Origin of the sequence: Sphingomonas zeae, assembly GCF_014197135.1 — a bacterium.
Lineage (GTDB): Bacteria > Pseudomonadota > Alphaproteobacteria > Sphingomonadales > Sphingomonadaceae > Sphingomonas > Sphingomonas zeae.
Genome location: NZ_JACIFA010000002.1, coordinates 447,296 through 473,907, shown reverse-complemented (window position 1 = coordinate 473,907; position 26,612 = coordinate 447,296). Strand labels below are relative to the sequence as shown.

Annotated in this window: 21 protein-coding genes and 1 pseudogene; 5 read left to right on the top strand and 17 right to left on the bottom strand. The window is 65.6% G+C overall.

The features are described from left to right. The 6 genes and pseudogenes from GGR45_RS05385 to GGR45_RS05360 form a co-directional block, all read right to left on the bottom strand. Positions 1-116: pseudogene (locus GGR45_RS05385) on the bottom strand (electron transfer flavoprotein subunit beta/FixA family protein); the annotation flags it as partial. Between the two features lie 14 nt (positions 117-130). Further along, positions 131-1,459: an OmpP1/FadL family transporter gene (locus GGR45_RS05380; protein ID WP_175310839.1), complete on the bottom strand. Its 1,329-nt coding sequence runs from the start codon at positions 1,457-1,459 to the stop codon at positions 131-133. 34 nt (positions 1,460-1,493) lie between these two features. Beyond that, the gene (locus GGR45_RS05375; protein WP_175310840.1) at positions 1,494-1,901 is read right to left on the bottom strand and encodes a DUF2147 domain-containing protein; all 408 of its coding nucleotides are present in this window, start codon (positions 1,899-1,901) and stop codon (positions 1,494-1,496) included. A gap of 161 nt (positions 1,902-2,062) precedes the next feature. Next, a complete protein-coding gene (locus tag GGR45_RS05370) occupies positions 2,063-3,859 on the bottom strand; it encodes an acyl-CoA dehydrogenase C-terminal domain-containing protein (protein ID WP_175310841.1) in 1,797 nt (598 codons plus the stop codon). 18 nt (positions 3,860-3,877) lie between these two features. Further along, complete coding sequence (locus GGR45_RS05365; protein ID WP_175310842.1) at positions 3,878-6,205, bottom strand: 3-hydroxyacyl-CoA dehydrogenase/enoyl-CoA hydratase family protein; 2,328 nt, start codon at positions 6,203-6,205, stop codon at positions 3,878-3,880. Next, positions 6,205-7,341: a thiolase family protein gene (locus tag GGR45_RS05360; protein WP_175310843.1), complete on the bottom strand. Its 1,137-nt coding sequence runs from the start codon at positions 7,339-7,341 to the stop codon at positions 6,205-6,207. Before GGR45_RS05360 ends, GGR45_RS05365 begins: the two co-directional genes overlap by 1 nt. A gap of 131 nt (positions 7,342-7,472) precedes the next feature. Here GGR45_RS05360 and GGR45_RS05355 point away from each other — a divergent pair, with 131 nt between their 5' ends. Both GGR45_RS05355 and GGR45_RS05350 read left to right on the top strand, forming a co-directional pair. Continuing rightward, positions 7,473-9,188, top strand: a complete 1,716-nt coding sequence (locus GGR45_RS05355; protein ID WP_415640738.1) for a long-chain-fatty-acid--CoA ligase — start codon at positions 7,473-7,475, stop codon at positions 9,186-9,188. Between the two features lie 3 nt (positions 9,189-9,191). After that, the gene (locus GGR45_RS05350; protein WP_175310844.1) at positions 9,192-9,581 is read left to right on the top strand and encodes a MerR family transcriptional regulator; all 390 of its coding nucleotides are present in this window, start codon (positions 9,192-9,194) and stop codon (positions 9,579-9,581) included. Between the two features lie 138 nt (positions 9,582-9,719). On the opposite strand, the gene GGR45_RS05345 is transcribed toward GGR45_RS05350, so the two are convergent. The 3 genes from GGR45_RS05345 to GGR45_RS05335 are packed head-to-tail and all read right to left on the bottom strand — an operon-like array spanning position 9,720 to position 14,004. Further along, the gene (locus tag GGR45_RS05345) at positions 9,720-11,210 is read right to left on the bottom strand and encodes an efflux transporter outer membrane subunit (protein ID WP_175310845.1); all 1,491 of its coding nucleotides are present in this window, start codon (positions 11,208-11,210) and stop codon (positions 9,720-9,722) included. Between the two features lie 8 nt (positions 11,211-11,218). Then, a complete protein-coding gene (locus tag GGR45_RS05340) occupies positions 11,219-12,811 on the bottom strand; it encodes an MDR family MFS transporter (RefSeq protein ID WP_415640737.1) in 1,593 nt (530 codons plus the stop codon). After that, the gene (locus tag GGR45_RS05335; protein WP_285138751.1) at positions 12,808-14,004 is read right to left on the bottom strand and encodes an HlyD family secretion protein; all 1,197 of its coding nucleotides are present in this window, start codon (positions 14,002-14,004) and stop codon (positions 12,808-12,810) included. Before GGR45_RS05335 ends, GGR45_RS05340 begins: the two co-directional genes overlap by 4 nt. 97 nt (positions 14,005-14,101) lie before the next feature. On the opposite strand from GGR45_RS05335, the gene GGR45_RS05330 reads away from it, so the two are divergent. Beyond that, positions 14,102-14,575 (top strand): MarR family winged helix-turn-helix transcriptional regulator, encoded by a 474-nt coding sequence (locus GGR45_RS05330; protein ID WP_175310846.1) that lies wholly within the window; start codon positions 14,102-14,104, stop codon positions 14,573-14,575. A gap of 77 nt (positions 14,576-14,652) precedes the next feature. On the opposite strand, the gene GGR45_RS05325 is transcribed toward GGR45_RS05330, so the two are convergent. The 3 genes from GGR45_RS05325 to GGR45_RS05315 all read right to left on the bottom strand — a co-directional run bounded on the left by GGR45_RS05325 (position 14,653) and on the right by GGR45_RS05315 (position 18,314). After that, positions 14,653-15,120, bottom strand: a complete 468-nt coding sequence (locus GGR45_RS05325; RefSeq protein ID WP_175310847.1) for a response regulator — start codon at positions 15,118-15,120, stop codon at positions 14,653-14,655. Further along, positions 15,080-16,249: a GAF domain-containing protein gene (locus GGR45_RS05320; protein ID WP_183988955.1), complete on the bottom strand. Its 1,170-nt coding sequence runs from the start codon at positions 16,247-16,249 to the stop codon at positions 15,080-15,082. Before GGR45_RS05320 ends, GGR45_RS05325 begins: the two co-directional genes overlap by 41 nt. Positions 16,250-16,346: 97 nt before the next feature. Beyond that, positions 16,347-18,314, bottom strand: a complete 1,968-nt coding sequence (locus GGR45_RS05315) for a CocE/NonD family hydrolase (RefSeq protein WP_175310849.1) — start codon at positions 18,312-18,314, stop codon at positions 16,347-16,349. A 210-nt stretch (positions 18,315-18,524) separates the two neighbouring features. On the opposite strand from GGR45_RS05315, the gene GGR45_RS05310 reads away from it, so the two are divergent. Beyond that, positions 18,525-19,232, top strand: coding sequence for a FadR/GntR family transcriptional regulator (locus GGR45_RS05310; protein ID WP_175310850.1), 708 nt, complete (start codon positions 18,525-18,527; stop codon positions 19,230-19,232). Positions 19,233-19,274: 42 nt separating this feature from the next. Here GGR45_RS05310 and GGR45_RS05305 read toward each other — a convergent pair whose 3' ends face one another. The 3 genes from GGR45_RS05305 to GGR45_RS05295 form a co-directional block, all read right to left on the bottom strand. After that, positions 19,275-21,143, bottom strand: coding sequence for an FUSC family protein (locus GGR45_RS05305; RefSeq protein WP_175310851.1), 1,869 nt, complete (start codon positions 21,141-21,143; stop codon positions 19,275-19,277). A gap of 143 nt (positions 21,144-21,286) precedes the next feature. Further along, the gene (locus GGR45_RS05300) at positions 21,287-23,527 is read right to left on the bottom strand and encodes an alpha-galactosidase (protein ID WP_285161261.1); all 2,241 of its coding nucleotides are present in this window, start codon (positions 23,525-23,527) and stop codon (positions 21,287-21,289) included. Positions 23,528-23,600: 73 nt separating this feature from the next. After that, positions 23,601-24,866: an NAD(P)/FAD-dependent oxidoreductase gene (locus GGR45_RS05295; RefSeq protein WP_175310853.1), complete on the bottom strand. Its 1,266-nt coding sequence runs from the start codon at positions 24,864-24,866 to the stop codon at positions 23,601-23,603. Between the two features lie 127 nt (positions 24,867-24,993). Between GGR45_RS05295 and GGR45_RS05290 the strand changes: the two genes are divergently transcribed. After that, a complete protein-coding gene (locus GGR45_RS05290) occupies positions 24,994-25,209 on the top strand; it encodes a DUF4170 domain-containing protein (protein WP_175310854.1) in 216 nt (71 codons plus the stop codon). A 210-nt stretch (positions 25,210-25,419) separates the two neighbouring features. Here GGR45_RS05290 and GGR45_RS05285 read toward each other — a convergent pair whose 3' ends face one another. Both GGR45_RS05285 and greA read right to left on the bottom strand, forming a co-directional pair. Continuing rightward, complete coding sequence (locus GGR45_RS05285) at positions 25,420-26,058, bottom strand: rhomboid family intramembrane serine protease (RefSeq protein ID WP_175310855.1); 639 nt, start codon at positions 26,056-26,058, stop codon at positions 25,420-25,422. Positions 26,059-26,062: 4 nt separating this feature from the next. Next, positions 26,063-26,539 carry a transcription elongation factor GreA gene (gene greA, locus GGR45_RS05280; protein WP_175310856.1) on the bottom strand — a complete coding sequence of 159 codons (477 nt, stop codon included), beginning with the start codon at positions 26,537-26,539 and terminating at the stop codon, positions 26,063-26,065. Positions 26,540-26,612 lie beyond the last annotated feature (73 nt).

The following is a 26,612-nucleotide window of genomic DNA, read 5'->3' as shown; positions in this document are numbered from 1 at the left end:
TCGAACGGGTTCATCGACATCTTCACGTTCGCCAGATCGACGCCCGTCCCGTCCGCCTTCACACGCGGCTTCACATTGTAATCCAACACCCGCTTTACGGGCACGACGATCTTCATATCCAGTCTCTCAATCAGAAGCTGAAGCGGCCGCCAATCGACGCCACGAACGCACGGGCATCCTGTACCTGGCCCGAGGTCAGGATCGGCGTCTGCACCGCGGTCCCCGCATAGGCGGCGGTACGGCGGTCAATGCTGGCATTGGCGAAATCGATATAGCTGCCCGCTGCATCCAGCGTGAAGCGCGGCGTCAGCTTGTACGAACCGCCGATCGAATAATTCCAGCGGTTCGCATCGGGCACGCGCGCATCGCGATTGCCGTTCTGGGTAGGGGTAATGCCGCGCTGCACGCCCGCCCGCACGGTCAGGCGATCATTGGCCGCATAGTCGAAACCACCCGCCAGCGAGAAGCTGTTCTTGTAATTCTCCGGGATCGCGGTGTTGATCGGCGCGCCCAGCCGGATCGCATCGAAATCGGCCCAGGTGAAGCGCACGGCCTGCGCGTTCAGCGTCAGCTTGTCAGTGGCGCGGAAGCGGCCCGCCACGATGATCTGCGCAGGCGTGTAGAATTCCGCCGTTGCGCCATCGACCGTCCGGTTCTGACCGGCGAGCGGGCCGACCAGGCCGCCAACCTCCAGGCTGCCCTTCAGATTATGCTTGATCCGCGACTTGTAGCTGATGCCCACGGTCGCCCAGTCATTGTGCAACTGGACACCGGCGGTCCATCCCAGATCCCAGCCATCGCCCTTCAACCGCTGATACCCGTCGGGCAGCGCCGAGGACAGGTTGGGCAGTGCGTTACCCAGCTCGGCCTTGGTATATTCGACGTTCAGTGCACCGCCGACGCGCAGCCAGTCGAGCAGCGCGACGCCGACCGATGGCTGAATGTCGATCGTCCGCAACTCCGTCTTGAGCGCGCTGTAGCGTGCCCAGCTATTGGCGTCATATTCCGTGGTGAAGCTGTAGGGCGAGGTAACGGCCAGGCCGACCGCGACACGGTCGTTCAGCGGATAGGCAACCGCGCCAGAGGGTACGACGCCGCGATTGATCGGGTCGCTGGACACGCGATTGCCGCCGACGGGCTGGAAGGTCTGCACAGGTCCGCCCGGCAGCGTCGGGCGACGGATCAGCGTGCCGGTGTCGACCACATCGCCCTTGGGAAGGATCGCCGAGGCGCCGAGCACCGCTTCGCCGCGCTCCATGCCCGCAATCGCGGCCGGGTTCCACCAGAGCGAGGACGCGCCGGTATCGGCGCCCTCACCCGAAAAGGCGCGGCCCTGGCCACGGGTCGACTGTTCCTGAAGATAGAAGGCCTGGCCATGGGCCGCGCCCGCAAAGGCGAAGGAGGACGAAATGATGGCCGTGGCCAGCAGCGGCGCCTTGAAGGACTTGGTCATGAGCATACTCCCCGGAAATCTCTTTTGATTGGGCTAAGGGTCAGCGGATACGCGTCCAGGTCTGGGTCTTGCAGAGCGGTACGAAGACGCAGCCCCGCACCTTCAGCGTGTCCGCGCCCTCGGGCGTCAACTTCGCGCTATAGGTCTTGCCGTCCTCGGCATTATAGATGGTGCCGCCGCTCCAGGCCGCGCCATCCTGCGAAAAGCCCTGCAGGATCAGAAGGTTCTTAAGTGGGCGGTTGCGCAGCTTGGGATCGCGGTTGTTCTGGTCGGTCAGCGCGGGGTTGGTGCGCAGCTTTTCCGAGGTCAGGATGCGACCGCAGACGGAATTTCCGCACTTCTGGATTTCGACGACGCCGCCGCGCGTCTGGGTCTGCCAGCGGCCGACCACAGAGTCCGCATTCACGCCAGCCGCTGCAAGGGCCATGGCCGTCAGGGTCAACAACATCGCTTTTCTCCTCTCCATGCCCGCTCGATCGGGCCGAAACGCCGGTTTTCCCGGTCGCTCCCGAATTACCCTATACGTCCATCTTATGACGCATAGGACAACACCTGTTTTGCCTACGATGCCGGTTAACCACAATCAAGCGTAACCGGCATCGCGTCACCTCAAAACGCTTCCAATTCCAACGCCATGGTCGAGCGCTTACCCGATTTGATCGCCAGGAACGCCGCCGTCGCCTGCGGTAGGATACGGTCGAAGAAGAAGCCGGCGGTGGCGAGCTTGGCCTTGTAGAAGCCCGCCTCATCGATGCCCTCGGCCAACCGCTCGGTCGCGATCCGCGCCGATTTCAGGAAGCAGTGCCCCATACCGACCAGACCCAGCAGGCGCAGATAGTCGGTCGCGGCCGCACCCGCTTCCTCGGGGTCCTTCATCCCCTTTTGCGCGATCATGCCGGTGCTGAGCTGCAGCGCGCCGAACGCCTGCTGCATACCTGCCGCCCAGCCGGTGATGGCCTTGTCTTCGGACTTGGTCAGCGCCTCGACCTGCTCGGACACCGCATGGAAGAAGGGGCGCAGGTACCGGCCCATATGCGCGGGCATCTTGCGACCGACCAGGTCGAGCGCCTGGACGCCGTTGGTGCCCTCGTAGATCTGAGCGATGCGCGCGTCGCGGACGAACTGCTCGATGCCGTGATCGCGGATATAGCCGTGGCCGCCATGGACCTGCACCGCCATGTTCGCGGCGTCAAAGGCGAGGTCGGTGAACAAAGCCTTCACGACCGGGGTCATGAGCGCCACAAAGTCCGCCGCGCGCGACTTGTCGGCCGGGTCGATTGCATTCGCCTCGGCGTCCAGCCCGCGCGCCGCCCACTGGCCAAGCGCGCGGCAGCCTTCGGCATAAGCGCGCATGGTCATCAGCATCCGGCGTACGTCCGGGTGAACGATGATTGGATCGGCGGGCAGGTCGGGGCGGGCAGCCCCACCCAGAGCGCGGCCCTGCAAACGGTCCTTCGCATAGGCAACGGCCGACTGATAGGCGATCTCATTGATGCCCAAGCCCTGAATCCCGACCGAGACACGCTCGGTGTTCATCATGGTGAACATGGCGGCGAGGCCCTTGTTCAGCTCGCCCACGACCCAGCCCTTGGAGTCGTTGAACTCCAGCTGGCAGGTCGCCGACGCCTTCAGGCCCATCTTGTGTTCGATCGCCGCGACGCTGACGCCATTGGCCGGGCCGATCGAGCCGTCATCCTTGGGCAGATATTTGGGCACCAGGAACAGGCTGATCCCCTTCACCCCCTTGGGCGCATCTGGCGTACGCGCGAGGACGAGGTGGATGACATTGTCGGTCAGGTCATGGTCGCCCGCCGAGATGAAGATCTTGCCGCCGGTCAACCGATAGGAGCCGTCGCCTTGCGGCTCGGCGCGGGTGCGCAGCAGCCCCAGATCGGTGCCGCAATGCGCCTCGGTCAGGCACATCGTCCCCGACCATTCGCCCGAGATCATCTTGGGCAGATAGAAGCTCTTCAGATCCTCCGAGCCATGGCCCATCAGCGCGGTCGTCGCACCGTGGGTCAGGCCAGGATAGAGGCTGAACGACAGGTTGGTCGCGCAGATCATCTCCTCGACCAGCTTGTTCACCGCCTCGGGCAGCCCCTGCCCGCCATATTCGACCGGCGAAGCGAGCGCGGCCCAGCCGCCTTCGCAGAACTGGCTATAGGCTTCCTTGAAACCGGCGGGCGTGCGGACCACGCCGTTCTCCAGCTTGCAGCCTTCGATGTCGCCGGTGGCGTTGAGCGGCAGCAGGACGTCCTGCGTGACGCGCGCCGCTTCTTCCAGGATGGCGTCGTACAGCTCGGGACCGAATTCGTCCTGCCCCGCAACGGGGCCGAACTCGTCCTCCTTGAACAGCTCGTGGAGGACGAAACGCATGTCGCGCAACGGCGCGTTATAGACTTGCATGGGATTATCCTCTCCCGATCAGTTGCGCAGCGGCTTGCCGGTTTCGAGCATACGCTCGACCCGCGCCTGGGTCCGCGCATCCTTGACGCTTTCCATGAAGGCGGCGCGTTCCAGCTTGAGCAGCTGATCCTCGCTCACCTCGTCGATGATGTCGGCCTCACCGCCAGTGACGATGTTCGCCAGACGGCCCGCGACCACCACGTCGTACGGCGTGGCGACGCCCTTCTTGACGAAGTCGGCGACCGCGCCGTTGAAGGCGACGCGCCCGGCCGCGCCCGGCAGGCGGAAGACCGGCTTTTCAGGGGCCTGATAACCCTCGACCAGCGACAGCGCCTTCTGCTTGGCATCGGCCAGCAGGCGGTCGCGGTTCATGGTGATGCCGTCCCCTCCACGGAGATAACCCAGGTCCTTGGCGAGCGCCGCCGAACGCGACACCTGCGCGGTCGAGATGGTCTCGAACGCCTTCATGACCGCGGGCATTGGCCCCTTGGGCATCTTGGGCGACTTGGCGAGGCGGTCGATCAGCTCGCCGTTTCCTCCCCAACCGGGGACCAGACCGACGCCGGTCTCGACCAGCCCGATATAGCTCTCCGCATGGGCCTGGATCGCATCGGCATGGAGCAGAATCTCGCATCCGCCGCCCAGCGCCATGCCCGCAGGCGCCGCTACCACCGGGAAGGGCGCGTATTTCAGCGCCTTATAGGCCTGCTGCCCCGCGACGACCAGCTTGTCGACCTCGCCCCAGGCCGCGATGTTGACCGCGAACATGGCGAGGCCGAGGTTGGCACCGGCCGAGAAGTTGCTGCCCTCGTTATAGATGACCAGCGCCTTGTACTGGCTCTTCACCAGCGCGATGGTCTTTTGCAGCAGCGACAGGACCTGCTCGTCCAGTGCGTTCATCTTGCCGGTGAACTCGAACGCCACGACGCCGTCACCGACGTCCCAGGCCGAGGCCGAACCGTTCTTGAGCAGCGGCTCGGAACGCAGCTTGATGTCTTCGAGCAGCAGCACGCCCTCGGCACGGACGACATCGGCATAGTCGCCGCCCAGCGCCAGATACTGACGCTTGCCGTCGACCACGCGGTAGAAGGGACGATCACCCGCCGTCTCCAGCAACGCCGGGACGGGCTTGCCCTCGGCACGCAGCCGTTCGGCCAGCTTGCCCGGCCCCATGCGGTCGATCAGCTCGAACGGGCCGAACTTCCAGTTATAGCCCAGCTTCATCGCGTCATCGATCGCGACGATGTCGTCGGCCGCTTCCCCGACCAGGCCAGCGGCATAGGACAGCACCGGCCCCAGCACCGCCCAGGCATAGTCGCCGACCTTGCCCGGCGTCGCGACCAGCGCGGCCAGGTCCTTTTCGGCACGACCGGGCAGACGCTCGGGCTTACGCTCGGCGCGATACTCGCCGGTCTGCAGATCGATGGCCTGCTTGACCTTGGTCCCATCGGGCTTGCGGTCGAGGCGGTAGAAGCCGCCCTTGCCCTTGCGGCCCGTGAAACCCTCCGCGATCATCTTGTCGACCAGCGGCAGGGGGCGGATCGTGTCGAAATAGGCGTCGCCTTCGGGCAGAGTCGAGGCCAGCGACTTGGCGAGCAGCGGCATCAGGTCGATGCCGACCAGATCGATCAGCCCAAAAATGCCGGTCTTGGGCACGCCCATCGGACGGCCACCGATCTGGTCGGCCTCCTCGACGGTCAGCCCCTGGTCCATCGCCGCGTTGATCGCGACCGCCAGCCAATAGGTGCCGATACGGTTGGCGATGAAGCCCGGCGTATCCTTGGCGCGGACGATCCGCTTGCCCATGCGATGATCGACGAACTGCTCGACCTTGGCCGCGACACCGGCATCGGTGTGCTCGGACGTCACGATCTCGATCAGCCGCATATAGCGCGGCGGATTGAAGAAATGGGTGATGAGGAAGTCGTTCTTGAACTGCTCCGAGCGCCCCTCGACCAGATGGCCGAGCGGGATGGTCGAGGTGTTGGACGACACCGCCGTGCCGGGACGCTTCAATTCCTCCAGCTTGGCATAGAGCGACTGCTTGATGTCCAGCCGCTCGACCACCGCCTCGACGATCCAGTCGCATTCGGCGACGCGCGCCAGATGGTCCTCGATATTGCCCGTTTCCACCAGCTTGGCGGCGGCGGGCGACATGAAGGGGGCAGGCTCGGTCTTGAGCATCTTGGCGACCGCGCCCTTGGCGACGGCATCACGGTCGGCGCCTTCCTTGGGCACGATGTCGAGCAGCAGGACGGGCACACCGGCATTGGCGACCTGCGCCGCAATGCCAGCACCCATCACGCCTGCGCCGATCACGCAAACCTTGTTGATCGCATCAGCCATCATGCACGCTCCAGGACCGTGGCGATGCCCTGCCCGCCGCCGATGCACTGGGTGGCGAGCGCGTACTGGCCGCCATCGCGTGCCAACAGCGCCGCCGCCTTGCCGACGATGCGCGCACCGGTGGCGCCCAGCGGATGGCCGATCGCGATCGCGCCGCCATCCTTGTTGATCGTGTCTTCCTTCAGGCCCAGGTCACGGATGCAGGCGATCGCCTGGCTGGCGAACGCTTCGTTGATCTCGACCACATCCAGATCGCTGGCCGAGATACCCGCCCGCTCCAGCGCCTTCTTCGACGACCCGATCGGGCCGAGGCCCATCGTCTCGGGCTCGCAGCCGGAAATGCCGACCGACTTGATCCGGGCCAGAATCTTCAACCCATGCTTCTTGGCGAACTCTTCCGACGTGACCAGCACAGCGGACGCGCCGTCGGTCAGCGGCGAGGCCGTGCCCGCCGTCACGGTGCCGTCCTTGTCGAAAGCGGGCTTCAAACCGGCCAGCACGTCCTCGGTCGTGTCGGGGCGGATCAACCCGTCCTCGGCCACGTCGCCATTCTTGGTGTGGATCGGCACGATCTCGTCGGCCAGACGACCAGCGGTACGCGCGTCGGCCGCCTTCTTCTGGCTGGCGACCGCGAACTTCTCCTGCTCGGCGCGGGTAATCTGGTACTTCTGCGCGACATTCTCGGCGGTCTGGCCCATACCCATATAGGCGCCCGGCCGCGCGGCGGCGAGCTCAGGGTTGGGTAGCGGATTATAGCCGCCCATCGGCACGCGGCTCATCGACTCGATACCGGCGCAGATGAATGCTTCGCCCGCGCCGATCTGGATCTGGCCCATCGCGATGTGGATGGCCGACATGGACGATCCGCAGAAGCGGTTCACCGTCATGCCGCCGACCGACAGCGGCAGGTCCGCCAGCAGGCCAATGAGGCGTGCAACGTTCATGCCCTGCTCGCCCTCGGGGAAGGCGCAGCCCAGGATGATGTCCTCGATTTCCGACGCATCGACGCCGGTCCGCTCGATCAGCCCGCGAATCACCTGCGCGGTCAGATCATCGGGACGAACCCGTGCGAGCGCGCCCTTGCCAGCCTGGGTGAAGGGAGAGCGGGCATAGCCTGCGATCACGATGTTGGTCATCCAATCCTCTCTTTATGGGCTTGCGGCCTAACGTTAAGGTGCGTTACCTACCCTATACGTCAACACAATAAGCAACTCGACCGCAATCGACAACCGGGTATGGTCGAAAAAAGATATAGGAGAGCGACACGATGACGGCAGGAGCCATCGGGGAAACCACGACGGGCGGTGCACCGGGTCAGGCGACGGGACGCCCTCTGGTTTTCGAGCCGCGATTGCTGACCGACATGTTCGAGACCACGGTACGGCGCCATGGCTCTCGCCCCGCGGTCGACTTCATGGGTCGAATCACGCGCTATGACGAACTGGGCGCGATGGTCGACAAGGCCGCCGCTGGGCTCCAGGCGCTGGGGGTGAAGCCGGGATGCCGCGTCGCGCTCTGCCTGCCCAACATCATCTATTACCCGGTTCTCTACTTCGCGACGCTGAAGGCTGGGGGCATCGTCGTCAACGTCAACCCGCTCTATGTCGAGCGCGAGCTTTGCCACCTGCTGGAGGATTCGGGCGCGGAGATCATCGCGACCTGCGACATTCCCGACATCTATGGCCGCGTGTCCCATGCCGCCGAGAAGCTGGGCCTGCGCCATGTCATTTCCTGCCCGGTCGCCGACGCGCTGCCGACCGTGAAGGGCCTAGCCTATCGCCTGCTCAAGCGATCGATGATCGCTACGCCCGGTCCCTCACCCCGCCATCTGACCTTCGCGCAAATGATGAAGCGCGGGCGTGGCCTGACCCCGGTATCCGCCAAGCCCGATGATGTGGCCGTGCTTCAATATACCGGCGGCACCACCGGCAGCCCCAAGGCGGCGATGCTGTCGCACGCCAATCTCATCGCCAATGCCGACGCGATGGTCGTCCATACCGGCGGCGAGGAGACGATCGGCCAAGAGCGCATATTGGGGGTCCTTCCCCTCTTCCACGTATTCGCGCTGACGACCGTGCTCAGCTTCGCGGTCCGGGTCGGTGCGGAGATGATCCTGCTCCCCCGGTTTGAGCTGGACCAGGTGCTCAAGACCATCGCGCGCAGCAAGCCGACCTATTTCCCCGCCGTCCCCACCATCTACCATGCGATCGCGGGCGTGGCCGAGACGCGCAGGGTCGATCTGTCGGCGATCAAGGCGTGCATCTCGGGCGGTGCCCCCCTGCCCGCCGAGGTGCGCGTGGCATTCGAGAACACGACCGGCGCCAAGCTGGTCGAGGGCTATGGCCTGTCGGAGGCATCGCCGATCATCACCTGCAACCCGCTGATCGGCGAGAACAAGGGCGGATCGGCGGGCACCCCCTTCCCCGGCACGATCATCGAAATCCGCGACCGCGACAATCCCGACCGGCTGATGCCGCCGGGCGAGGTCGGCGAAATCTGCGCACGCGGACCGCAGGTCATGTCCGGCTATTGGCACAAGCCGACCGAAACCGAACAGGTCTTCATCCGCGGTGCGCTGCGCACCGGCGATGTCGGCTATCTGGACGAGGACGGCTATCTGTTCATCGTCGACCGGATCAAGGACGTGATCCTGTGCGGCGGCTATAACGTCTATCCGCGCATGATCGAGGAAGCGCTGTACGAGCACCCAGCGGTCGCCGAGGCGGTCGTCATCGGCATCCCCGACGCCTATCGCGGCCAGTCGCCCAAGGCGTTCGTCAAGCTCGCCGCCGACCATCATGCGACGCCCGAGGAACTGCGTGCCTTTTTACAGGACAAGGTCAGCAAGATCGAACTTCCCCGCGTGGTGGAAATCCGCGAAAGCCTGCCCAAGACCCTGATCGGCAAATTGTCGAAAAAGGAACTGGTCGAGGAAGAATTGGCGAAGGCGGCGGCGATGGCGGCGGCGCCTATGGGGGAATAGACGGTGGGGGATAACGAGGAGCTTCGCGGCATCCAGGATGTCGCGAACAGCCTGGGCGTCACGACGCGGACGCTGCGCTTCTATGAAGATCGCGGGCTGATCGAACCGCGCCGGATCGGCACCGCGCGGGTCTATTCCAAACGCGAGACAGGCCGGATGCAGTTGATCCTGCGCGGCAAGCGGCTGGGCTTCTCGCTGCGGGAGATCGAGGAATTCCTGCGGCTCTATGACGCCGATCCGCAGCATGTCGAACAGATGCGCGTGCTGGCCGAGCGTTGCCGCGAGCGGGTGGACGAACTTCGCCAGCAGATGAGCGCGCTGATCCAGACGGTCGACGAACTGGAAACGATCGAGCGCGAAGCGCGCGAACGGATCGCGAAAGCGGGGGCCTGACTTGATCCTCCCCGGCACGGGGAGGTGGCAGACCGCAGGTCTGACGGAGGGGGGCTTCACCAGGGGACGCCCTTTACTGCAATCCCCCCTCCACCATGCTGCGCATGGTCCCCCTCCCCGTTCCGGGGAGGATAACGTTTAAGTCCCCGTCGGGGCGCGCCAGCCCAGGCCGAGCGCCTTTTGCAGCGCCACATAGTCATTCGTCAGCCCGGCAACCGCCTGCGACAACGACTGGTCCGCGGCGACCCGTTGCCGCTCGGCGTCCAGCGTGTCGATCAGCGTCGCCGCTCCGGCCCGGTAACGCTGTTGCATCAGCACCGCCGAGCGATCCGCCGATGCCTTGGCCCGTGCCAGCGTCGCCACCGTATTGCGCCGCGCCCGGAAACGCGACAGCGAATCCTCCGCATCGCGCAGCGCCGCCAGCACGGCCCCGCGGTAGCGCGCCTCGGCCTCGTCACGCGCCCCCTCGGCCTGGCCGACCCGCGCATTGGCCCGCCCGAAGTTCAGCACATTCCACTGGAGCATTGGCGCGCCCAGCGTCACCAGATTGTCGAGATCGGTCAGCGCGTCGAGCGAGGTGCCGCCGATGCCAATGATCCCCATCAGGTTGAGGCGGGGGAACTTCGCCGCCTCCGCCACGCCGATCTTGGCGGTCTGCGCGGCCAGATTGCGCTCGGCGGCACGGATATCGGGGCGACGCTGGAGCAGCGTGGTCGGATCGCCCACCGCAACCTGCGCGGGTGGCAGCGGCACCGGCCCCACCTGGGTCAGGCGCTGGTCGAGCGTGCCCGGTGCCTCACCGATCAGGATGGCCAGCGCGTTGAGATAGGTCTCGACCGAGGAGGACAGCGGCAGGATCTGTGCATCGGTGCTCTCCACCTGGTTGCGCAGCCGCTCGACCTCCAGTTGCGAGGCGGTGCCGTTGGCGAAACGCTGCTCCGTCAGCTTCAACGTATCGCGCTGCATCCGCGATGCCTCGCGCGCCAGGATCAGCCGCTGTTGCGCATCGCGAAGCCCGACATAGGCCTGGGCGACATCGGCACTGAGCGACACCTGAGCGTCGGCGACATTGGCCTCCGCCGCCGCCGCGCTGGCGCGCGCCGCCTCGACGGTGCGGCGACGACCGCCGAACAGATCGATCTCCCAGCTGGCATCGAAGCCCAGGTTGAAGAAGTCGACACTGGTGCCGCCACCCGAACCACTGCCCGAACCGCCCGACGCGCCGCCATTGGCGCCGCCCTGCCCTTCCCCTTCCCTTTGACCGCCACCCAGGTCCAGTGCGGGCAGATCGGCGTGAAGATAAGTTGCACTGGCATTCGCATTGGGCGCCTGGTTGGCGCGCTCCAGCCGCAGCGAGGCGCGGGCCTGCTTCAACCGCGCCTGCGCCACCGCGACGTTGGGATTGGACGCCAGCGCCCGCTCCTCCAGCCAGGTCAGCATCGGATCGTTCAGCGTCGTCCACCAGTCAGCGACCGCAGGCGCGGTGGTCGCCAGCGTATTGTCGGCGCGCGCGAATCCGGCGGGCGGCGTCGCAGCCGAACCAATCGCCTTTGGCGGTCCGGCATAGTTCGGCCCGACAGTGCAGGCGCCCAGCAGGAGAAACGGGATCAGGGAGAGCTGCTTGCGCATCATGGTTCTCAATGCATCGCCACGGGGCCGCCCTTGGGCAGCGGGCGGAGGAACAGGACAAGCGGCATCACCATCAGGATGCCGACGCACAGGATGAAGAACAGGTCGTTATAGGTCATGACCAGCGCCTGTTGCTGGACGATATTGCCGATCATGCGATACCCCGCCTCGGTGCTGCCGAATTGCTGCGACAGACCGGACAGCCAGTCGTGCACCGCCTGGGAATTGGCCGATAACGATTCCTCAAGCCGGCGCTCATGGAGGAAGCTGCGCTGATCCTGCACCGTGGCAATTCCCGCCAGTGCGAACGATCCGCCCAGATTGCGCGCCGCGCTGAACAGCCCGGCCGCATCGCCCGCCTGCGACGGCGGAACGGACGAGATCGCTGCCTGGTTCAGGAACAACATGCCCAGGATCGTGCCGACGCCGCGCAGCAACTGGCTGTCGGTGAACGAGCTTCCGGTGGAATCGGCGGTCAGCACGGTATCGATGCCGGCGCTGAGTGCCATGATGCCCAGCCCCAGCCCGACCGCGATCCGGATGTCGACCTTTTTGATCAGGAACGGCGTGAAGGGCATCATGATGAGGCTGGGGATGCCGCTGAGCAGCACGACCTTGCCCGCCTGGAACGCATTATACCCCGCGATCGCCGCCAGGAACTGCGGGATCACATAGGAGGTGCCATAGAGCACCATGCCCAGCACGATACCCATGATGACCACGCTGCCGAACTGGCGATCCAGCAACAGCTTCAAGCGGATAACGGGGCGCGACGCCACGAACTGCCCGGCGAACAACAGCGCGAAGCCGATGATCGACACGATGGTCAGCTCGATGATCTCGCGCGATTCGAACCACTGCTCGCGCTGGCCTTCTTCCAGCACGACGGTCAGGCCGCCAAGGCCCAGAGCGAGGCCGGCGATGCCGAGCCAGTCCGCCTTCATCAGCTCCGACAGGTGCGGTTTTTGATGCGGCAGGCCGACGAGCAACAGGGTCACGAGCACCGCCCCGACCGGCAGATTGAGGAAGAAGGCGTAATGCCAGCTGATATTCTCGGTCAGCCAGCCGCCGATCAGCGGCCCCATGACGGGGCCGAGAATGGCGGTGACGCCGAAAAAGGCGGTGCCAATCGGCTGCTGCTCGCGCGGCAGGCGCGTTGCGATAATGGTCAGTGCTGTCGGGATCAGCGCGCCACCCGTGATGCCCTGCCCCGCGCGGCCGATGATCATCATCGTCAAATTGGTCGACACGCCGCACAACATCGAAAAGCCCGTGAACAGGATCGACGCGATGAGCAGAAAGGTGCGCAGGCCGAGCAGTCGCTCCAGCCAGGCCGATAGCGGAATAATGACGATCTCGGCGACCAGATAGGAGGTCGCGATCCACGTCCCCTCCGTACCGCTCGCACCGATCTCACCCTGAATGGTGGGTAGCGCGGAATTGACGATCGAGATGTCGAGCGTCGCCATCAACGCGCCGATGCTGCCCGCCGCGACCGCGAGCCATGCGGTCAGATCGGCCTTGGCTGGGGCGCCCCCCGCCGGGGCAGCCTTACTACCCTTGGCGGGGGCGCCCCTGGACGAGGCGGCGGCGGCGCTCACCGACCCTGCGCCCCCTGTCGCGCTTCGTTATGCTGTTCCTGCTGCTCGGCGATCCGCTTGAGCGCGCCCTTGGCGGAGCGGGTGTCAACGGTCACATCGACCGACATGCCCGGCACCAGCAGCGCGCGGGTCTGCGCATCGGCATCGACCGCGATGCGCACGGGGATGCGCTGCACGATCTTGGTGAAGTTCCCGGTCGCGTTCTGCGGCGGCAGCAGCGAGAATTGCGCGCCGGTGCCAGGCGCCACGCTTTCGACATGCCCCTTTATCTCGACGCCTGGCAGCGCATCGACATCGATCTTCACCGGCTGACCCGGGCGCATCAGGCCCATCTGCGTTTCCTTGAAGTTCGCGTTAATATAGAGCTGGCTGACCGGCACGATCGACATGGTCCGGGTGCCCGCCTGAAGGAACTGGCCGACGCGCACCGTCTTGTTGCCGACGCGCCCCGCGATCGACGCGCGGATAAGGGTCGAGCCCAGATTGACTTCGGCGGCATCCAGCTGCGCCCGGGCGGCCTGACCCTGCGAGCGGGCCTGCTGCACCTGGGCATCAAGCGTGCCGATGCGACGACGCGATGCGGCGAGTGCCGCAGAGGCGCTGGCGACGCGGGCATTGGCCTGGCGCGCCTGGTTCTGAAGCTGCGACAGACGCTCGCGGCTCTCCGCGCCCGAAGCGGCGAGCGGGGTATAGCGCGTCACTTCGGCCTGGGCGAAGGCGGCATCGCTCTGCGCCGCGCGAAGCTCGGCCTGCGCGCGATCGATGGCGGCCTGCTGCTCCTTGATCTGGGCCTGGACGCCCTCAGCATTGGCGCGGGCGACGCCGATCTGGGCCTCGATCTGCGCGGTCTGGGCGCGGTAATCGCGGGTGTCGATCTGAAGCAGCGGCTGGCCGGCCTGGACATTCTGGTTCTCGCCGACGAATACCTTGTCGACATAGCCGGAGACCTTGGGCGCGACGGTGACGGCATCCGCCTGAATGAAGGCGTCATTGGTCGCCTGCATATACTGGCCGACGCTCTTGTAGTTCGCATACCAGAACACGCCGCCGATCACGACCACCGCCGCGACGACCAGCAGGATGATGCGGATACGCCGCTTCTTGGCGGGCGATACGGGGGTCTTGTCCTCGGCCGCGCTGGCGTCTTCGCGCTCTGCGTCCTGCCCCTCATTCACTTGGTTTGCGTCGGCCACACCGGCCTCCCTGTCGATGGAATCAAAAATCACTGGATGGTGCATTTGCTCGCACTTGCACAATAAGGCAAGACCATTTATTGAGCCACCTCATATTATGATCGATCATGTTCAACTGGCGATACGCTATGGCCGCATCTATAGCCTGATGCATCGTGTGCTCGACCGGCGCATGGTGGCGGAAGGCGCGTCGCTGGCGCGGACCAAGATGCTGCATTACATTGCGAACAATGCGCCGGTCCGCGCGGCGGATGTCGCGGAATGGTTCGATCTCGCGCCCCGTACCGTGACCCAGGCGATCGACACGATGGAGCGCGACGCGCTGGTCATTCGTGTGCCCGATCTGGTCGACCGGCGCGCCAAGCGATTGGATATCACCGACAAGGGCCGCCAAGTCCTGCGCCAGACCGAGCCGCTTCGCCGCGAACTGATAGAACAGGCGTTCAGTCTGTTGACCGAGGAGGATTTTGGCGATTTTGCGCGCATCCTCGACCGGCTGGAGCTGGCCCTTGAAACGCGGGTCGAGACCGGGCCGGGAGCGGGCTCCATTGGTGGCCGCACGGGGGCGTGATCGTCGCCATGTGTTCAAGCAGAACCCCCTTTCCCATCTGATCGCGACTTCACGCGTTCGGTCGGACGCCCCCTGCTTTATCGTTCCTCGTGATAGAATGTCAGGGCGGGCGGCGGATCGTTGGGCCGCTTGCCGGTCGCAGTCAGATGCGCGGCGCGGACGGCAGCCCCCAGGCTTCCGGCACGGAACGGCTTGGCGATGCAGCCGATCACCAGCGGATGGCCGGCGCGCTCGGGGCAATTGCCGCTGAGGAAAACGCAAGGAATACCGCGATCGGCCAGCAGTTGCGCGGCGGTCACGCCGCTGTCGCCATCGGCCAGCTTCACGTCGCAAAGCGCCATATCGGGCCGCTCCGCATCGACCAGCGCCATGGCGGCGGCGACCGTGTCGGCAATGCCGATGACCCGGTGTCCATGCAGCGTCAGAGCATCCTCAACCAGCATCGCCACCAGTGCTTCATCCTCGATGATAAGGAGATTCAGCGGCGTCTCGTCGGTTGGCTCGTCAATGGGATGCGGGGCGAGTCCCGTGTGCGCCGCCGTCATGCGGCATGACCAAGATCAGGCACCCATCATCCTCATTCGTCAATGTCGCGCGCAATTGATGGCAAAGCCGCATAACCAGGCGATCACGGTCGATCAGATCGGCAATGCGTCCCCACCCGATCGCCTCAAACGAGATGCGCAGGATTTCGTTCCCCTGGGCGCCGCTCACAGCGAAGCTGATGCGCGGCACCCCTGCCCCTTCCACCATCAGCGCGTCCAGAAGCAGCGCAGCCGCGACCGCACGCTCGATCGGCACCGCCACCGGGCTGGCTACCGTAATGGGGGGAATGCCCGGATCGCCGCGCAACTGGGTGATCACGTCGCCGAATAGCGCGGGCAGGTCGACCAGTCCCGGATCGGCGGTCGCGTAAAGCGGCCGATGCGCGCTTGCCAGCACCTGCAGCCGCTCAGCCGCGCGCATCAGCGCCCCGCGCGTCTCGGGATCCCGAGCCTCGCGGCGCTCATGCGACACCAGGCCGATCGCGACCTGAAGCGCGTTGCGGACACGGTGGTTCAGCTCGGCCAGCAACCGTGCCTGGGTTTCGAGCCCACGCCGGAGCGCCTGCTCGATCCGCAACCGATGCTGCGCCAGCGCGGCATAATGGCATAGCAGCATCAGCAGTCGCTGTTCCTCCCCGTCAAAGGGCTCTGCCGCCCGCCGTCCGAAGCCCAGCGTGCCCAACACCTCGTCGCCATGGACCAGCGGCATACACAGATAGACGTCCACCCCCAACGACCGGACAAAGCCGGTCCGCGCCTCGTCACTGGTCTGGATATCGGTCAGGTGGAGCGTCCGACGCTCGCGCATCACCTGTCCGCAGGCGGAGGGGCCGACATCCAGGCCAGATGCCGACTGTCGCTCGGCCGGGGTCAGCCCACCAGAGGTTTCCAGCCGCACGGCGTCGCCATCGCGGCGAAAATGGAAGAACACATCGAGCCGCAGGTCTTTGCGAATCAGCGCGAACAGCGAATCGATCATCGCGCCGGGATCGTCGGCGGCCATCAGCTGGTCGGTCGCGGCCGCCACCAGCGACAGATAGCGCTGGCCATCGGCAGGACCGGCCGCAGCCGTTTCGATCGCTTCGCCCGGCAGCGGCAAAGGCGGTGATGAAGGTGGTGGGAGAGCCACGCAGCCACGATAACGCTACCTGGCCGCGGCTCCAAGGCTTTGTTTGGACAAATCCATCCGGGCGGGGGTCAATGCGGCCCCCGCCCGAAAAAAAGATTCAGCGCGCCATCACCGCCGACTGGTCGAGCGGTACGACCGGCAACCAGACACGGCTGGCATTCGCGCCGCCGCGCTCCAGCGTGATCGTCGCCTTTTTGTAATCGCTGGCCTTGGCCGTGAAGATGTTGGGCACGAAGGTCTGCGGGTTGCGGTCATAGAGCGGGAACAGGCTGGACTGGACCTGGATCATGATCCGGTGCCCCGGCTGGAACACATGGTTCACCGTCGGCAGGCGGAACTTATATTCCTGCACCTTGCCCGCCGGGATGGCGGTCGGGTTGGAGAAGCTGTTGCGATAGCGGCCGCGGAAGATATCGAGGCTGATCGGCAGCTCATAACCGCCCATCTTCGGATCGATCGCATCCTCGGGCGGGGCCACGTCGATGATCTTCACCACGAAATCGCCGTCGGTGCCGGTCGTGCGCGCGAACAGGTCGGCGATCGGCGCACCCGATACGCGCACCGCCTTTGTCAGGACAGGCCCGGTATAGGTCACGACGTCGGTGCGGCCATCGACATGACGCTGATCGCTGACCAGCCAGTCCCCCCAGCGGCCGTCATTGAAGTTCACCGGCCGCGAGAGGTGCGGCACCGGATTGGCCGGATCGGAGACATAGGCGTCCGTCCCGGCCCCCGGCTTGTCGAAGCTCAAGCCCTTGTCGTCCGCCAGATAGAGCGGGGTCAGCGGCGCGGCGCATCCGCTCTGGCAGGCGAGCGGCCACTGGGTCAGCTTGTCCCAATGGTTTTCACCGGTGTTGTAGATGGCGGCACTGGGCAGGTTCGCCGCCGGACCGTCCTTCAGATACTGGTTGAACAGCGGGAGGACCATGTCCTCGCGGAACTGCTTGGCGGTGTCGCCATTCCATTGGAACGCGCCCAGGCTGGTGCCGGTCCGGTTGATCTGGCTATGCCGCCACGGCCCCATCACCAGATAGTTGTTGCCCAGCTTGCCCTTGGCCTTCAACGCTTCCCAGGACGTGATCGCGCCGTACATGTCCTCCTGATCCCACAGCCCCTGTTCCCAGAGGGTGGGCACATTGGAGGGATTGGCCGCCAGCAGCTTGTCGAGCGCCTGACCCTGCCAGTAGAAGTCATAGGCCGGATGCTGGACGATCCGCTGCCAGAAGGGCAGCTGGTCGTAACCCGACTTCTTCGCCCAGTCGTTCGCCGAGCCGGTGCGGAAATTCTCGTAATCGTCATAGCCGCCACTCGACGGCGCCTTGCCCTCGCCCTTGTAGCCGGTCTGCGACCCGATCCAAGCGATGTTGGCGAGGCGGAACGCGCCGTAATGGAACCAGTCATCGCCCATCCAGCCGTCGATCATCGGGCTTTCGGGCGCTGCGACCTTCAGCGCGGGGTGTGGGTTCAGGAGCGCCATGACGACGGTGAACCCCTCGTAGGACGAACCGATCATGCCGACGCGGCCGTTGGACTGGGGCAGATTCGCCTTGTTCACCAGCCAGTCGATCGTGTCATAGGCATCGGTGGTGTGATCGACCTTGGTCGCGTTCAGCGGTCCGATGACGGGGCGGGTCACGACATAGTCGCCCTCCGAACCATATTTGCCGCGAATGTCCTGGTAGACACGAATATAGCCCGCCTTCACGAACTCCTCGTCCGCCAGCGGCAGCGCTTCGATCATTTTGGTGCTGTCAGACCGCTTGGCGCGGCCCGCCGCATTATAGGGCGTGCGGGTCAGCACGATCGGCGCGTTCACCGCACCTTTGGGGATCACGATGACGGTGTAGAGCTTTACGCCATCGCGCATCGGGATCATCACTTCCCGCTTGATATAGTCCCGCTCCGCCACATCGGTCGGCGGAGTGAAATGCGCCGGGATGTCACCGACCGTCGAGTCGGTCACGACCTTCACCGGCTGCTGGTCGGTGGGGCGCGCTTGTTGCGCAGTGGCGGGCGTCAGGATGGCGAGCGCGCTCGCAGCTAGCAGGAATTGGCGGAAATGCATCGAAAACGGACCCCCTCATGGATCAGTGGATGCCGTATCGTGCCGCGACATCGGGTCGGGAGCAACCGGCGGATTGATAAACGATACATAATATCATTCGGGGGCGAGCAGGCGTCCGTCATTGCCCCGCTTCCCTTTCGACGCATCGCCCCATAATATGGTCAGACAACAACGGGGTGAGGCCCCGCCATCCGGGGAGGAACCTACCGAGTGACGACCTTGAAGCGGCGCGGACCCGCCCATAGTGCCTTGGCGCGGGATATCGGTGTCGCCATCGTGACCGGGCGGATCGCGACCGGATCGACCCTGCCCGGCGAGGTGGAGATCGCCGAACAGCGCGGCATGTCGCGTTCGGTCGTGCGCGAGGCCCTTCGAATGCTGTCGGCCAAGGGGCTGGTGGTCAGCAAGCCCAAGGCGGGGACCCGGGTGCGCGAGCGGCTGGAATGGAACCTGCTCGACCCTGAACTGCTCGCCTGGATGTTCGAGGGCGAGCCGCCCGCCGGTTTCGTCACCAGCCTGTTCCAGCTCCGCCTGATCGTCGAGCCCGCCGCCGCCGAATTGGCCGCCGTCAAGCGCGACACACGCCAGCTCTCGCGCATGGGCGCCGCGCTGGAGGCGATGGGCGAACACGGACTCCATACTGAACAGGGCCGCGCCGCCGACCAGCTGTTCCACAATATCATCCTAGAAGCGACGGGCAACGAGCTGCTCATCAGCCTGTCGGGCAGCATCGGCGCGGCGGTCCGCTGGACCACGCTTTACAAACACCGCAGCGCCAAGCTCCCCCGCGACTCCATGCCCGAGCATCGCCAGCTCTTTGCCGCCATCGCGGACTCCGATGCGGCGGCGGCGCGCGCCGCGACAATCGTTCTGGTCGAACAGGCCCGAGAAGATACCGAACGCGCTCTGGCGCGGTGATCGCCCCATTCCGCTGTAGGAACGGACGATCTCTTGCCGCTCTCACGCCCCTGCGCGCCGCTTCCCTATGCTCGCATGCCACGCCATGGCGGCATGGCCGGCCACGTTGCGCATGTCCCGCAACGCGGCCAGATCGGCCTCGCGACGGAACAGCCGGTGCAGCCAGCCGCCCAGATCATGCGCCGCGATCTCGGCCTCGACGCTGGCGCGCCCAGCGGCGCGGCGCGCGGCCTCGATCACGGCAATCGGCTGGTTACTCTCCACCGCCTCGCCATAGCGGCGATTGGCGCTGATCCCGTCCTCGATCCGTCGGGGCAGCGGCGGACCGAAATCCGGCCGGAAGGCAAAGACCGCTAGCAGCGCGGCGATGCTGCCCACGATATTGTCGATGACCCTGGCCGAAGCGATGCCCACCCCCGGATGAAGCATGTCGGTGACCAACACGAACAGCATCGTCAGGAACATCACGAAGATCGTATAGTTGACCGAGCGCAGCGCCATGGTGATCGCAGTCAACGTCACCGCCGCCAGCGCGGGCACGATCGGTCCCCCGCCCAGCAAGGGCAAAGCATGTGCCATCAGGCCCCCGAGCAGGCTCCCCAGAATACGCTCCAGGCAGCGCGCCCACGTCACCCGCACGCCGCCCTGCAACACGACGATCACCGCCATCGCCGCCCAATAGGGATAGCCCAACCCGAACGTGGCCGCGGCATAGTAGACCATGACGAGGCCGCCGGCCTGGCGTAACCCCTGCTGGAGCATCGCCAGCGGCGAGCGTCCGCCCGTTCCGACGTCGCTTGGCGGTTCCGCAGGATCGACCTGAAGATTGCCGTCGCGGTCGGACAGCAGGGCCAGCGCGGACCCGAACGCCACGGCGCACCCCTGGAACGCATCCGCCGTCACTTTGGCCTGTACACCTCGCATCGTCGCGCGCGCCTGTGCCAGCGGAGTCTCGGTTGGGGACCATCGGCGCTGCGATGCGCACCAGTTCGCCACCGCGTCGCGGCAGGCGTCGGCCAGGGCACTACGCTCATCAATGGTTCCCCAGCGGTCGATACAGGCCTGGTCGAGCGCCAGGAGAGCGCCGAACATGGTCTCCGCCGCCGCCAGCTCACGCTGCGCCACCGTCGCGGGGCCGGGTTCGCCCTCGAACCGGACCAGCACTTCGCGGAACCGGTCGATCGCCAGGCGCACCGCACGGCGATGCTCGGCATGGTCGCTATGCCAGTGTTCGTCCCGGTGAGGATGATCGTGCAGCCCGGCGAGATAGTCGGCCATATCCAGCAACCGCGCGCTCACCGCCCGGCTCGCCCGACGCAGCGGGTCGAAGGCATCGATCCGCCAGAGAAGGGTAATCAGCACATAGCTCCATGCCGACCCCGCGAAAAACGCCGCCGACAGCCGGAACGCGGCGGCGAGGTCGTGAGGAAAGCCGATGGCGACCACCGCCACCACCGACGACAGCGTGCCCACCAGCCCGCCGAATTTCAGCCGCCCGGCGCCCAACGTCACCAGGAAGACGAGCAGCGGCCCGACGAGCATTCCCGAATGGGGAGCGATCGAAGCCGCCCAAGAGCCGACGAACGCGACCACCGACCCCCCGATCACGAAGATCGCCAGCAACCGACGCCGCAACCAGTCCGGCCCCGGCACGTCACACAGACAGGTCCAGAACGCGGCATAGACCGCCCAACCCCACTCACTGCGCCCCATCGCGATCGCAAGCACCAGCGGCAGCGCGACCGCGACCGCCCCGCGATAGCCTTCTGCGCGGTTAAGATGCTCCGGGACCAGGCTGAACGACCGCAGCTCCAATCGACGGCCGAGCAACCGGATCGCCCGGGTCAGCTCATATCGATCGCCCCGCCGCCCTTCGACACCGGCCCGGTTGGTCACGCGAATCTCCATCATTCACCGCCGCTGCGCTGTAGCAGCGATTGCGCGATCCTGATCCATGCGAAAAACAGGTGCGCGTGACCGGCGCCTTTCGGCCCGTCACCCGAGCCGTGTGCCGCTCCCACGGATGAGGACGCAAATGCCGATGTCCTGGGAAATCAGTCCACCGCCTCGAACACGAACGCAGCCCCTACATAATCCCCCTTGAGCGGCGCGCGCAGCCCCCGGTTCATCCAGTACGCCCCCGAAGCCTGCTCCGGCACGCCCGCCGGTCGCGCCGAGCCGTCGAGCATCCGCACCCGGTAAACCCTTGCCGGGTCGAGCCCCTGCGCGTGGATGGCGGCGGGATTGTCGCGCCACATCGAGGAATGCAGCATCTGGAACAGCACCGCCTGCCTTTTGTCCTGCCCGACATACATCGTCGCGGCCGTCGCATTGTCGCCGGTCGGCGATTCCAGGCGATAGAGCGCACCGCGTTGCACCGTCTCGCGGATGGTCTTGTACGCCGCCACCCATTTGCGTGCGGTGGCGAAATCCGCATCCCCCCATTTGTCCAGGTTCGCGCCGATCCCCAATCCGCCCTGCATCGACGACAGGAAGCGATAATCCAGGCTGGTGACGCGGGTGTTCGCCCAATTGGGGCTGTCCGTCACCCAAGCCATCATGACCGCGACCGGATAGGCGCGGGTGAAACCGTCCTGGATGGTCAGTCGGTCGGCGGGATCGGTATTGTCCGAGGGCCAGACCTCGTCGGTCAGTCCGATGATCCCCAGGTCGACGCGACCGCCGCCGCCCGAGCAGGACTCGATCTCCAGCTTCGGATGCCGCCGCCGGAGCTCGGACAGGATGTGATAGAGGTTGCGGACATATTCGACATAGACGCGCTGCTGGTCGGCGACCGGCATTTCCGGCCAGCCCGCTTCGGTCCAGTTGCGGTTATAATCCCATTTCAGAAAGGCGATATCGTTCTCACTGACCAGCTTGTCGAGCACGGCGAGCAGGTGATCGCGGACATCGGAACGCGCGAGATTGAGGACCAGCTGGTTCCGTCCCTCGGTCCGTGGCCGGTCGGGGAAATTCAGCACCCAGTCGGGATGCGCGCGGTAGAGGTCGCTGTCGACATTGACCATCTCCGGCTCGACCCACAGGCCGAAGTCCATGCCCAGCCCCTTCACCCGGTCGATCAGGGGTTTCAGGCCGTTGGGGAATTTGGTCGGGTTGACCGTCCAGTCGCCCAGTCCCGCCTTGTCGTTGTTGCGTGCGCCGAACCAGCCGTCATCGACCACGAAGCGTTCGACACCGATCTTCGCCGCCTTTTCGGCCAGCGCCATCTGCCCCGCCTCGGTCACGTCGAAAGCGGTCGCCTCCCAGCTATTGTAGAGGACCGGGCGCAGCCGGGCCTTGGTGCCATGCGGCAGGATGTTGGCGACCTCAAATTTATGGAAGGTGCGCGACGCGCCGCCCAGTCCGTCGCCCGAGTAACCAGCATAAAAGACCGGCGTGTCCAGCGTCTCGCCCGGCTTCAACGTCCAGGAAAAGTCGTAAGGGTTGTAGCCGCCAGCAATCCGCACCCGGCCCAGATTGTCCGATGCCACGCTGATGCGGAACGATCCCGACCAGGCAAGCGCGCCATACCAGACGGGGCCATGCTCCTCGCTGGTCAGCCCCTCCCGGCCGATCGCGAACCACGGATTGTTGCCGTGGCCCGTCGATCCGCGACGGCTCTCCAGCACGGTGGCGGCGGGCTCGATCGGCACCGTCTTCTGCGTCCATTCGGCGGCGTGGCGGCCGGTCAGATAATGGAGACGGTAATCGTCACCCACCGGCAGCGAAAAGACCGCTGCCGCCAGCTGGTCGACGCGCACCGGCTTCGCATCGCCGTTGCGCACTTTGGCGGAGCGCGCGATGATGCCGGTCGCCGGGTCGATGGTATAGGTCAGCGTGACGAACAGCGGGCGGCGAATGTCAGCCAGCTCGACGGTCAGCGTCTCACCACTGGCCTTATGGCTGCGATATTTCAGGACGAGGTCGCGATTGCCATCGGCGAACAGCGCCTTGACGCCCGGATCGTTGACCAGCCCCTCGCCCTGCCCGGGAAACTCCTGAAGCGTGACCGACCCGGCGGGATCAAAGCCGGACAGCTCGCCGGGTGCCTTCAGCACGATCGGGTCGCCCGTCTTGACCGGATCGCCGGAGATCAGCGGATCGCCCTCCGCCAGCGCCGATCCCCAATAGAGCGGCTGGAGATAGCCCTTCTCGTCCACCCCCATCGCACAGGTGACGCCGCCGCCATCGAGACGAAAGATCCTGGCCCCCGCGGGTGCCGTCACCTTCGCCGATATGGGCGCCGCCAACGCAGCCAGACCCACCCCTGCCAGAATAGCGTTCCGCCAGTACACCAGACCTCTCCCTGCAAACCTTTGCAATAAGTCTGACATGGCGCGGGGCTGCCATGCAAGCGCTTGTTGGCGTTCAGTCCGTCGTCAACGGCCAGAGGGTCTTGAGCGGGCGGCTCGCGTCGGCCAACGCTTCGACCGGCAGCACAGCGCCATCGGCGACCAGGGGCTTGCCCTGGACGAAGTCGCGCATTGCATTGACGCAGTCGATCGCGATCACCCGACCCTGTCGCAGATAGACGATCGAGAAGCTGCGAGCGTCCACGTCACCGCGCAGCACCGCCTGGTCGTGGCCGATCGACAGGCCGACCGTTTGCAGCTTCAGGTCATATTGGTTGGACCAGAACCAGGGTACGGCATGATAGGCGACGTCGCGTCCCATGATGGTCCGCGCGGCGACGGCGGCCTGATCATGCGCGTTCTGCACCGATTCCAGCCGGATCACCGCGCCGTCGGCGAAATCATTGGCATGGGCCGCGCAGTCGCCGATCGCATAGACATGCGGCAGGCTGGTACGGCCCTGCGCATCGATGGCGACGCCATTGTCGCCCGCCGCTCCGGCCGCGATCAGCGGGCCGACCGCGGGCACGATGCCGATCCCGACGATCGCCATCTGGCATGGCAGCAGCGTGCCATCGGCCATCCGGACGCCGCTGACGGTTCCATCCCCCTCGATACAGGCCACGCTCTCATTCAACCGCACCGTCACGCCATGCGCGCGATGTTCGGCCTCGTAGAAGCGCGACAGCGCCTCGCCCGCGACCCGCGCCAGCACGCGGTCCTGCGCCTCGACGATGGTGACCGCCTTGCCAAATTTCGTCAGCACGGCGGCGGCTTCCAGGCCGATATAGCCGCCGCCGATGACCACCACCTCGCGCACCGCGGGCAGTTCGGCGATCAGGCGGTCGACATCGGCGCGGGTGCGGACGCCGTGCACGCCGGCCAGATCATGCCCCCCGCAGGTCAGCCGCCGGGCATGGCCCCCCGCCGCCCATATCAGCGTGCCATAATCGATCAGCGCACCTGCTTCCGTGGTCAGGCACCGCGCTTCGGCATCGACCGCGACGACCCGCTCCCCCAGCCGCAGCGTGATCGCGCGCTCGTCCCAGAAACGCTCGGGCCGGATCAGGATACGCTCGAACGGCTTGTCCCCGGCCAGATATTCCTTGGACAAGGGCGGGCGCTCATAGGGCAGATAGGCCTCCTCGCCGATCATCGCGATGGTGCCATCGAACCCCTCCTGGCGCAGCGTGATCGCGGCTTGCGCACCGGCATGGCCGGTGCCGACGATGACAATGTCGTAGGCGGTGGACGACGACTGGGGCGCGGCTGGATCGGTCATGCGCCCTCCCTATTCCGGATGCCCCCGCCTGTCACGATGGATGACAAAGCGTTGCAAGTGCGAAAGAGCGTCTTCAATCGCACCGCGCTTGCCGCTAGGGGAACTGCAAACCGCTTCAGGAGACACCATGAGCAAGCTGCACCTCGTGTTCGGCGGCCGCGTCAGCGACCCCCAGACCCTCGATTTTATCGATCCCGCCGCCCTGGAAGTGGTCGGCATCTTCCCTGACTATGCCAGCGCCGAAAAGGCCTGGCGCGCCGCCGCGCAGCGCACCGTTGACGATGCCGAGATGCGGTTCGTGGTGGTGCACCTGCACCGGCTGCTGGAGCCGACGCTCGATTGATGCCGGTTCCGGGCGAGGTCGGGGGCTTGCCTTCGACTTCGCTTGAGGGGAACGGGGGGCGGAAGTTCATCTCTGCCCCACACCACACACCTCGTTCACATCGAGCTAAGCCGAAGTGCGCGGGAAGACGGCTCGTGCTAGACGAAGTCTGGGCGTGGCTTTCGACTTCGCTCAGGCTGAACAAAGGGTGGGGATAAATTCCCAGCCGCCTCAGGCGTTACGATATCGCCACAACAGCAACGGCTTGGCAAAGATCAGCCCCGCGATGAACCCGCCGATATGGGCGGCGACCGCAATCGCGCCCATCCCCATCCCGGCATAGCCGAGCAGCAGCTGAATGCCGATCCACCCCGCCGCCAACCACAGGACATGGACGAATTCCGCCGATAGCCCGGCGATAGCTTTGGTCGCCCGCCGCCTGCCGAAGAGCAGCGCATAGGCTCCGACGATCGCCGAGATCGCGCCGCTCGCACCGATCATCGGCATGGGCGAGGCGGGATCGGGGAAATACTGCGCCATCGCCGCGGCATAGGCACCAACGACATACAGGACCGCAATACCCCGCGGCCCCAGCGCCCGCTCGGTCTGTGCACCGCAATAGACGAGCATCACCAGATTGAAGGCGATATGCGCGAACCCGCCATGGATCAGCGTCGCGCTCAACGGGGTTAGGAGCGTCGGCACCGCAAAGCCGAAATCGGGGGGCAGCGCCGCGCCTTCGAAGCGCAAGGGGATGAAGCCGCCCGCGACCGCCGCGTCCGGCACCATGCCGGTCACGATGAGGATCAGCGACACGACCGCCGTGACGACCGCGATGGCCGTCGTCGCCCGTGCCGCTGTCCAGTTCATGGGATCAGATGAACTCGATCTTGCTTACGACGTAATAACGGTCGCCCGACGGCACCGTCACCTCGACCTCTTCGTCCAGCTTACGCCCGATCAGCGCGCGGCCCAGCGGCGAATTATAGCTGATGCGGCCGGTCTTCGCGTCCGCCTCGGTCTGGCCGACGATCTGGTAGGTGACGGGCTTGTCGTCCTCGTCGAGCAGCGTGACGGTCGCGCCGAACACGACCTTGTCGCCCGACAAATCCTTGGGATCGATGATCTGAGCGCGGCTCAGCTTGTCCTCGATATCGGCGATCGACGCCTCGATCTGGCCCTGCCGCTCCTTGGCCGCATGATATTCGGCGTTTTCGGACAGGTCGCCATGGGCGCGCGCTTCCTCGATCGCGTCGACGATCTGCGGCCGTTCCTCTTTCAGACGCCGCAAGTCCTGGGTGAGCTTGTCATAGCCCTCCTGGAGCATCGGCATCTTTTCGACGGTCGCCATATTCCTAGTCCCCAATTCCATACGCATTCCCGGTACGGACCGCCCTCCCATAAGGGACGAGCGATCCGCCAGC

Excerpts from the sequence above, each read along its gene's own strand:
- GGR45_RS05360 (WP_175310843.1), bottom strand. The coding sequence starts at position 7,341 with ATGACCAACATCGTGATCGCAGGCTATGCCCGCTCTCCCTTCACCCAG.
- GGR45_RS05330 (WP_175310846.1), top strand. The coding sequence starts at position 14,102 with ATGATCGATCATGTTCAACTGGCGATACGCTATGGCCGCATCTATAGC.
- GGR45_RS05315 (WP_175310849.1), bottom strand. The coding sequence starts at position 18,314 with ATGCATTTCCGCCAATTCCTGCTAGCTGCGAGCGCGCTCGCCATCCTG.
- GGR45_RS05305 (WP_175310851.1), bottom strand. The coding sequence starts at position 21,143 with ATGATGGAGATTCGCGTGACCAACCGGGCCGGTGTCGAAGGGCGGCGG.
- GGR45_RS05285 (WP_175310855.1), bottom strand. The coding sequence starts at position 26,058 with ATGAACTGGACAGCGGCACGGGCGACGACGGCCATCGCGGTCGTCACG.
- GGR45_RS05325 (WP_175310847.1), bottom strand. The coding sequence starts at position 15,120 with ATGACGGCGGCGCACACGGGACTCGCCCCGCATCCCATTGACGAGCCA.
- GGR45_RS05365 (WP_175310842.1), bottom strand. The coding sequence starts at position 6,205 with ATGGCTGATGCGATCAACAAGGTTTGCGTGATCGGCGCAGGCGTGATG.
- GGR45_RS05375 (WP_175310840.1), bottom strand. The coding sequence starts at position 1,901 with ATGTTGTTGACCCTGACGGCCATGGCCCTTGCAGCGGCTGGCGTGAAT.
- GGR45_RS05370 (WP_175310841.1), bottom strand. The coding sequence starts at position 3,859 with ATGCAAGTCTATAACGCGCCGTTGCGCGACATGCGTTTCGTCCTCCAC.
- greA (WP_175310856.1), bottom strand. The coding sequence starts at position 26,539 with ATGGCGACCGTCGAAAAGATGCCGATGCTCCAGGAGGGCTATGACAAG.
- GGR45_RS05355 (WP_415640738.1), top strand. The coding sequence starts at position 7,473 with ATGACGGCAGGAGCCATCGGGGAAACCACGACGGGCGGTGCACCGGGT.
- GGR45_RS05290 (WP_175310854.1), top strand. The coding sequence starts at position 24,994 with ATGAGCAAGCTGCACCTCGTGTTCGGCGGCCGCGTCAGCGACCCCCAG.
- GGR45_RS05380 (WP_175310839.1), bottom strand. The coding sequence starts at position 1,459 with ATGCTCATGACCAAGTCCTTCAAGGCGCCGCTGCTGGCCACGGCCATC.
- GGR45_RS05295 (WP_175310853.1), bottom strand. The coding sequence starts at position 24,866 with ATGACCGATCCAGCCGCGCCCCAGTCGTCGTCCACCGCCTACGACATT.
- GGR45_RS05345 (WP_175310845.1), bottom strand. The coding sequence starts at position 11,210 with ATGCGCAAGCAGCTCTCCCTGATCCCGTTTCTCCTGCTGGGCGCCTGC.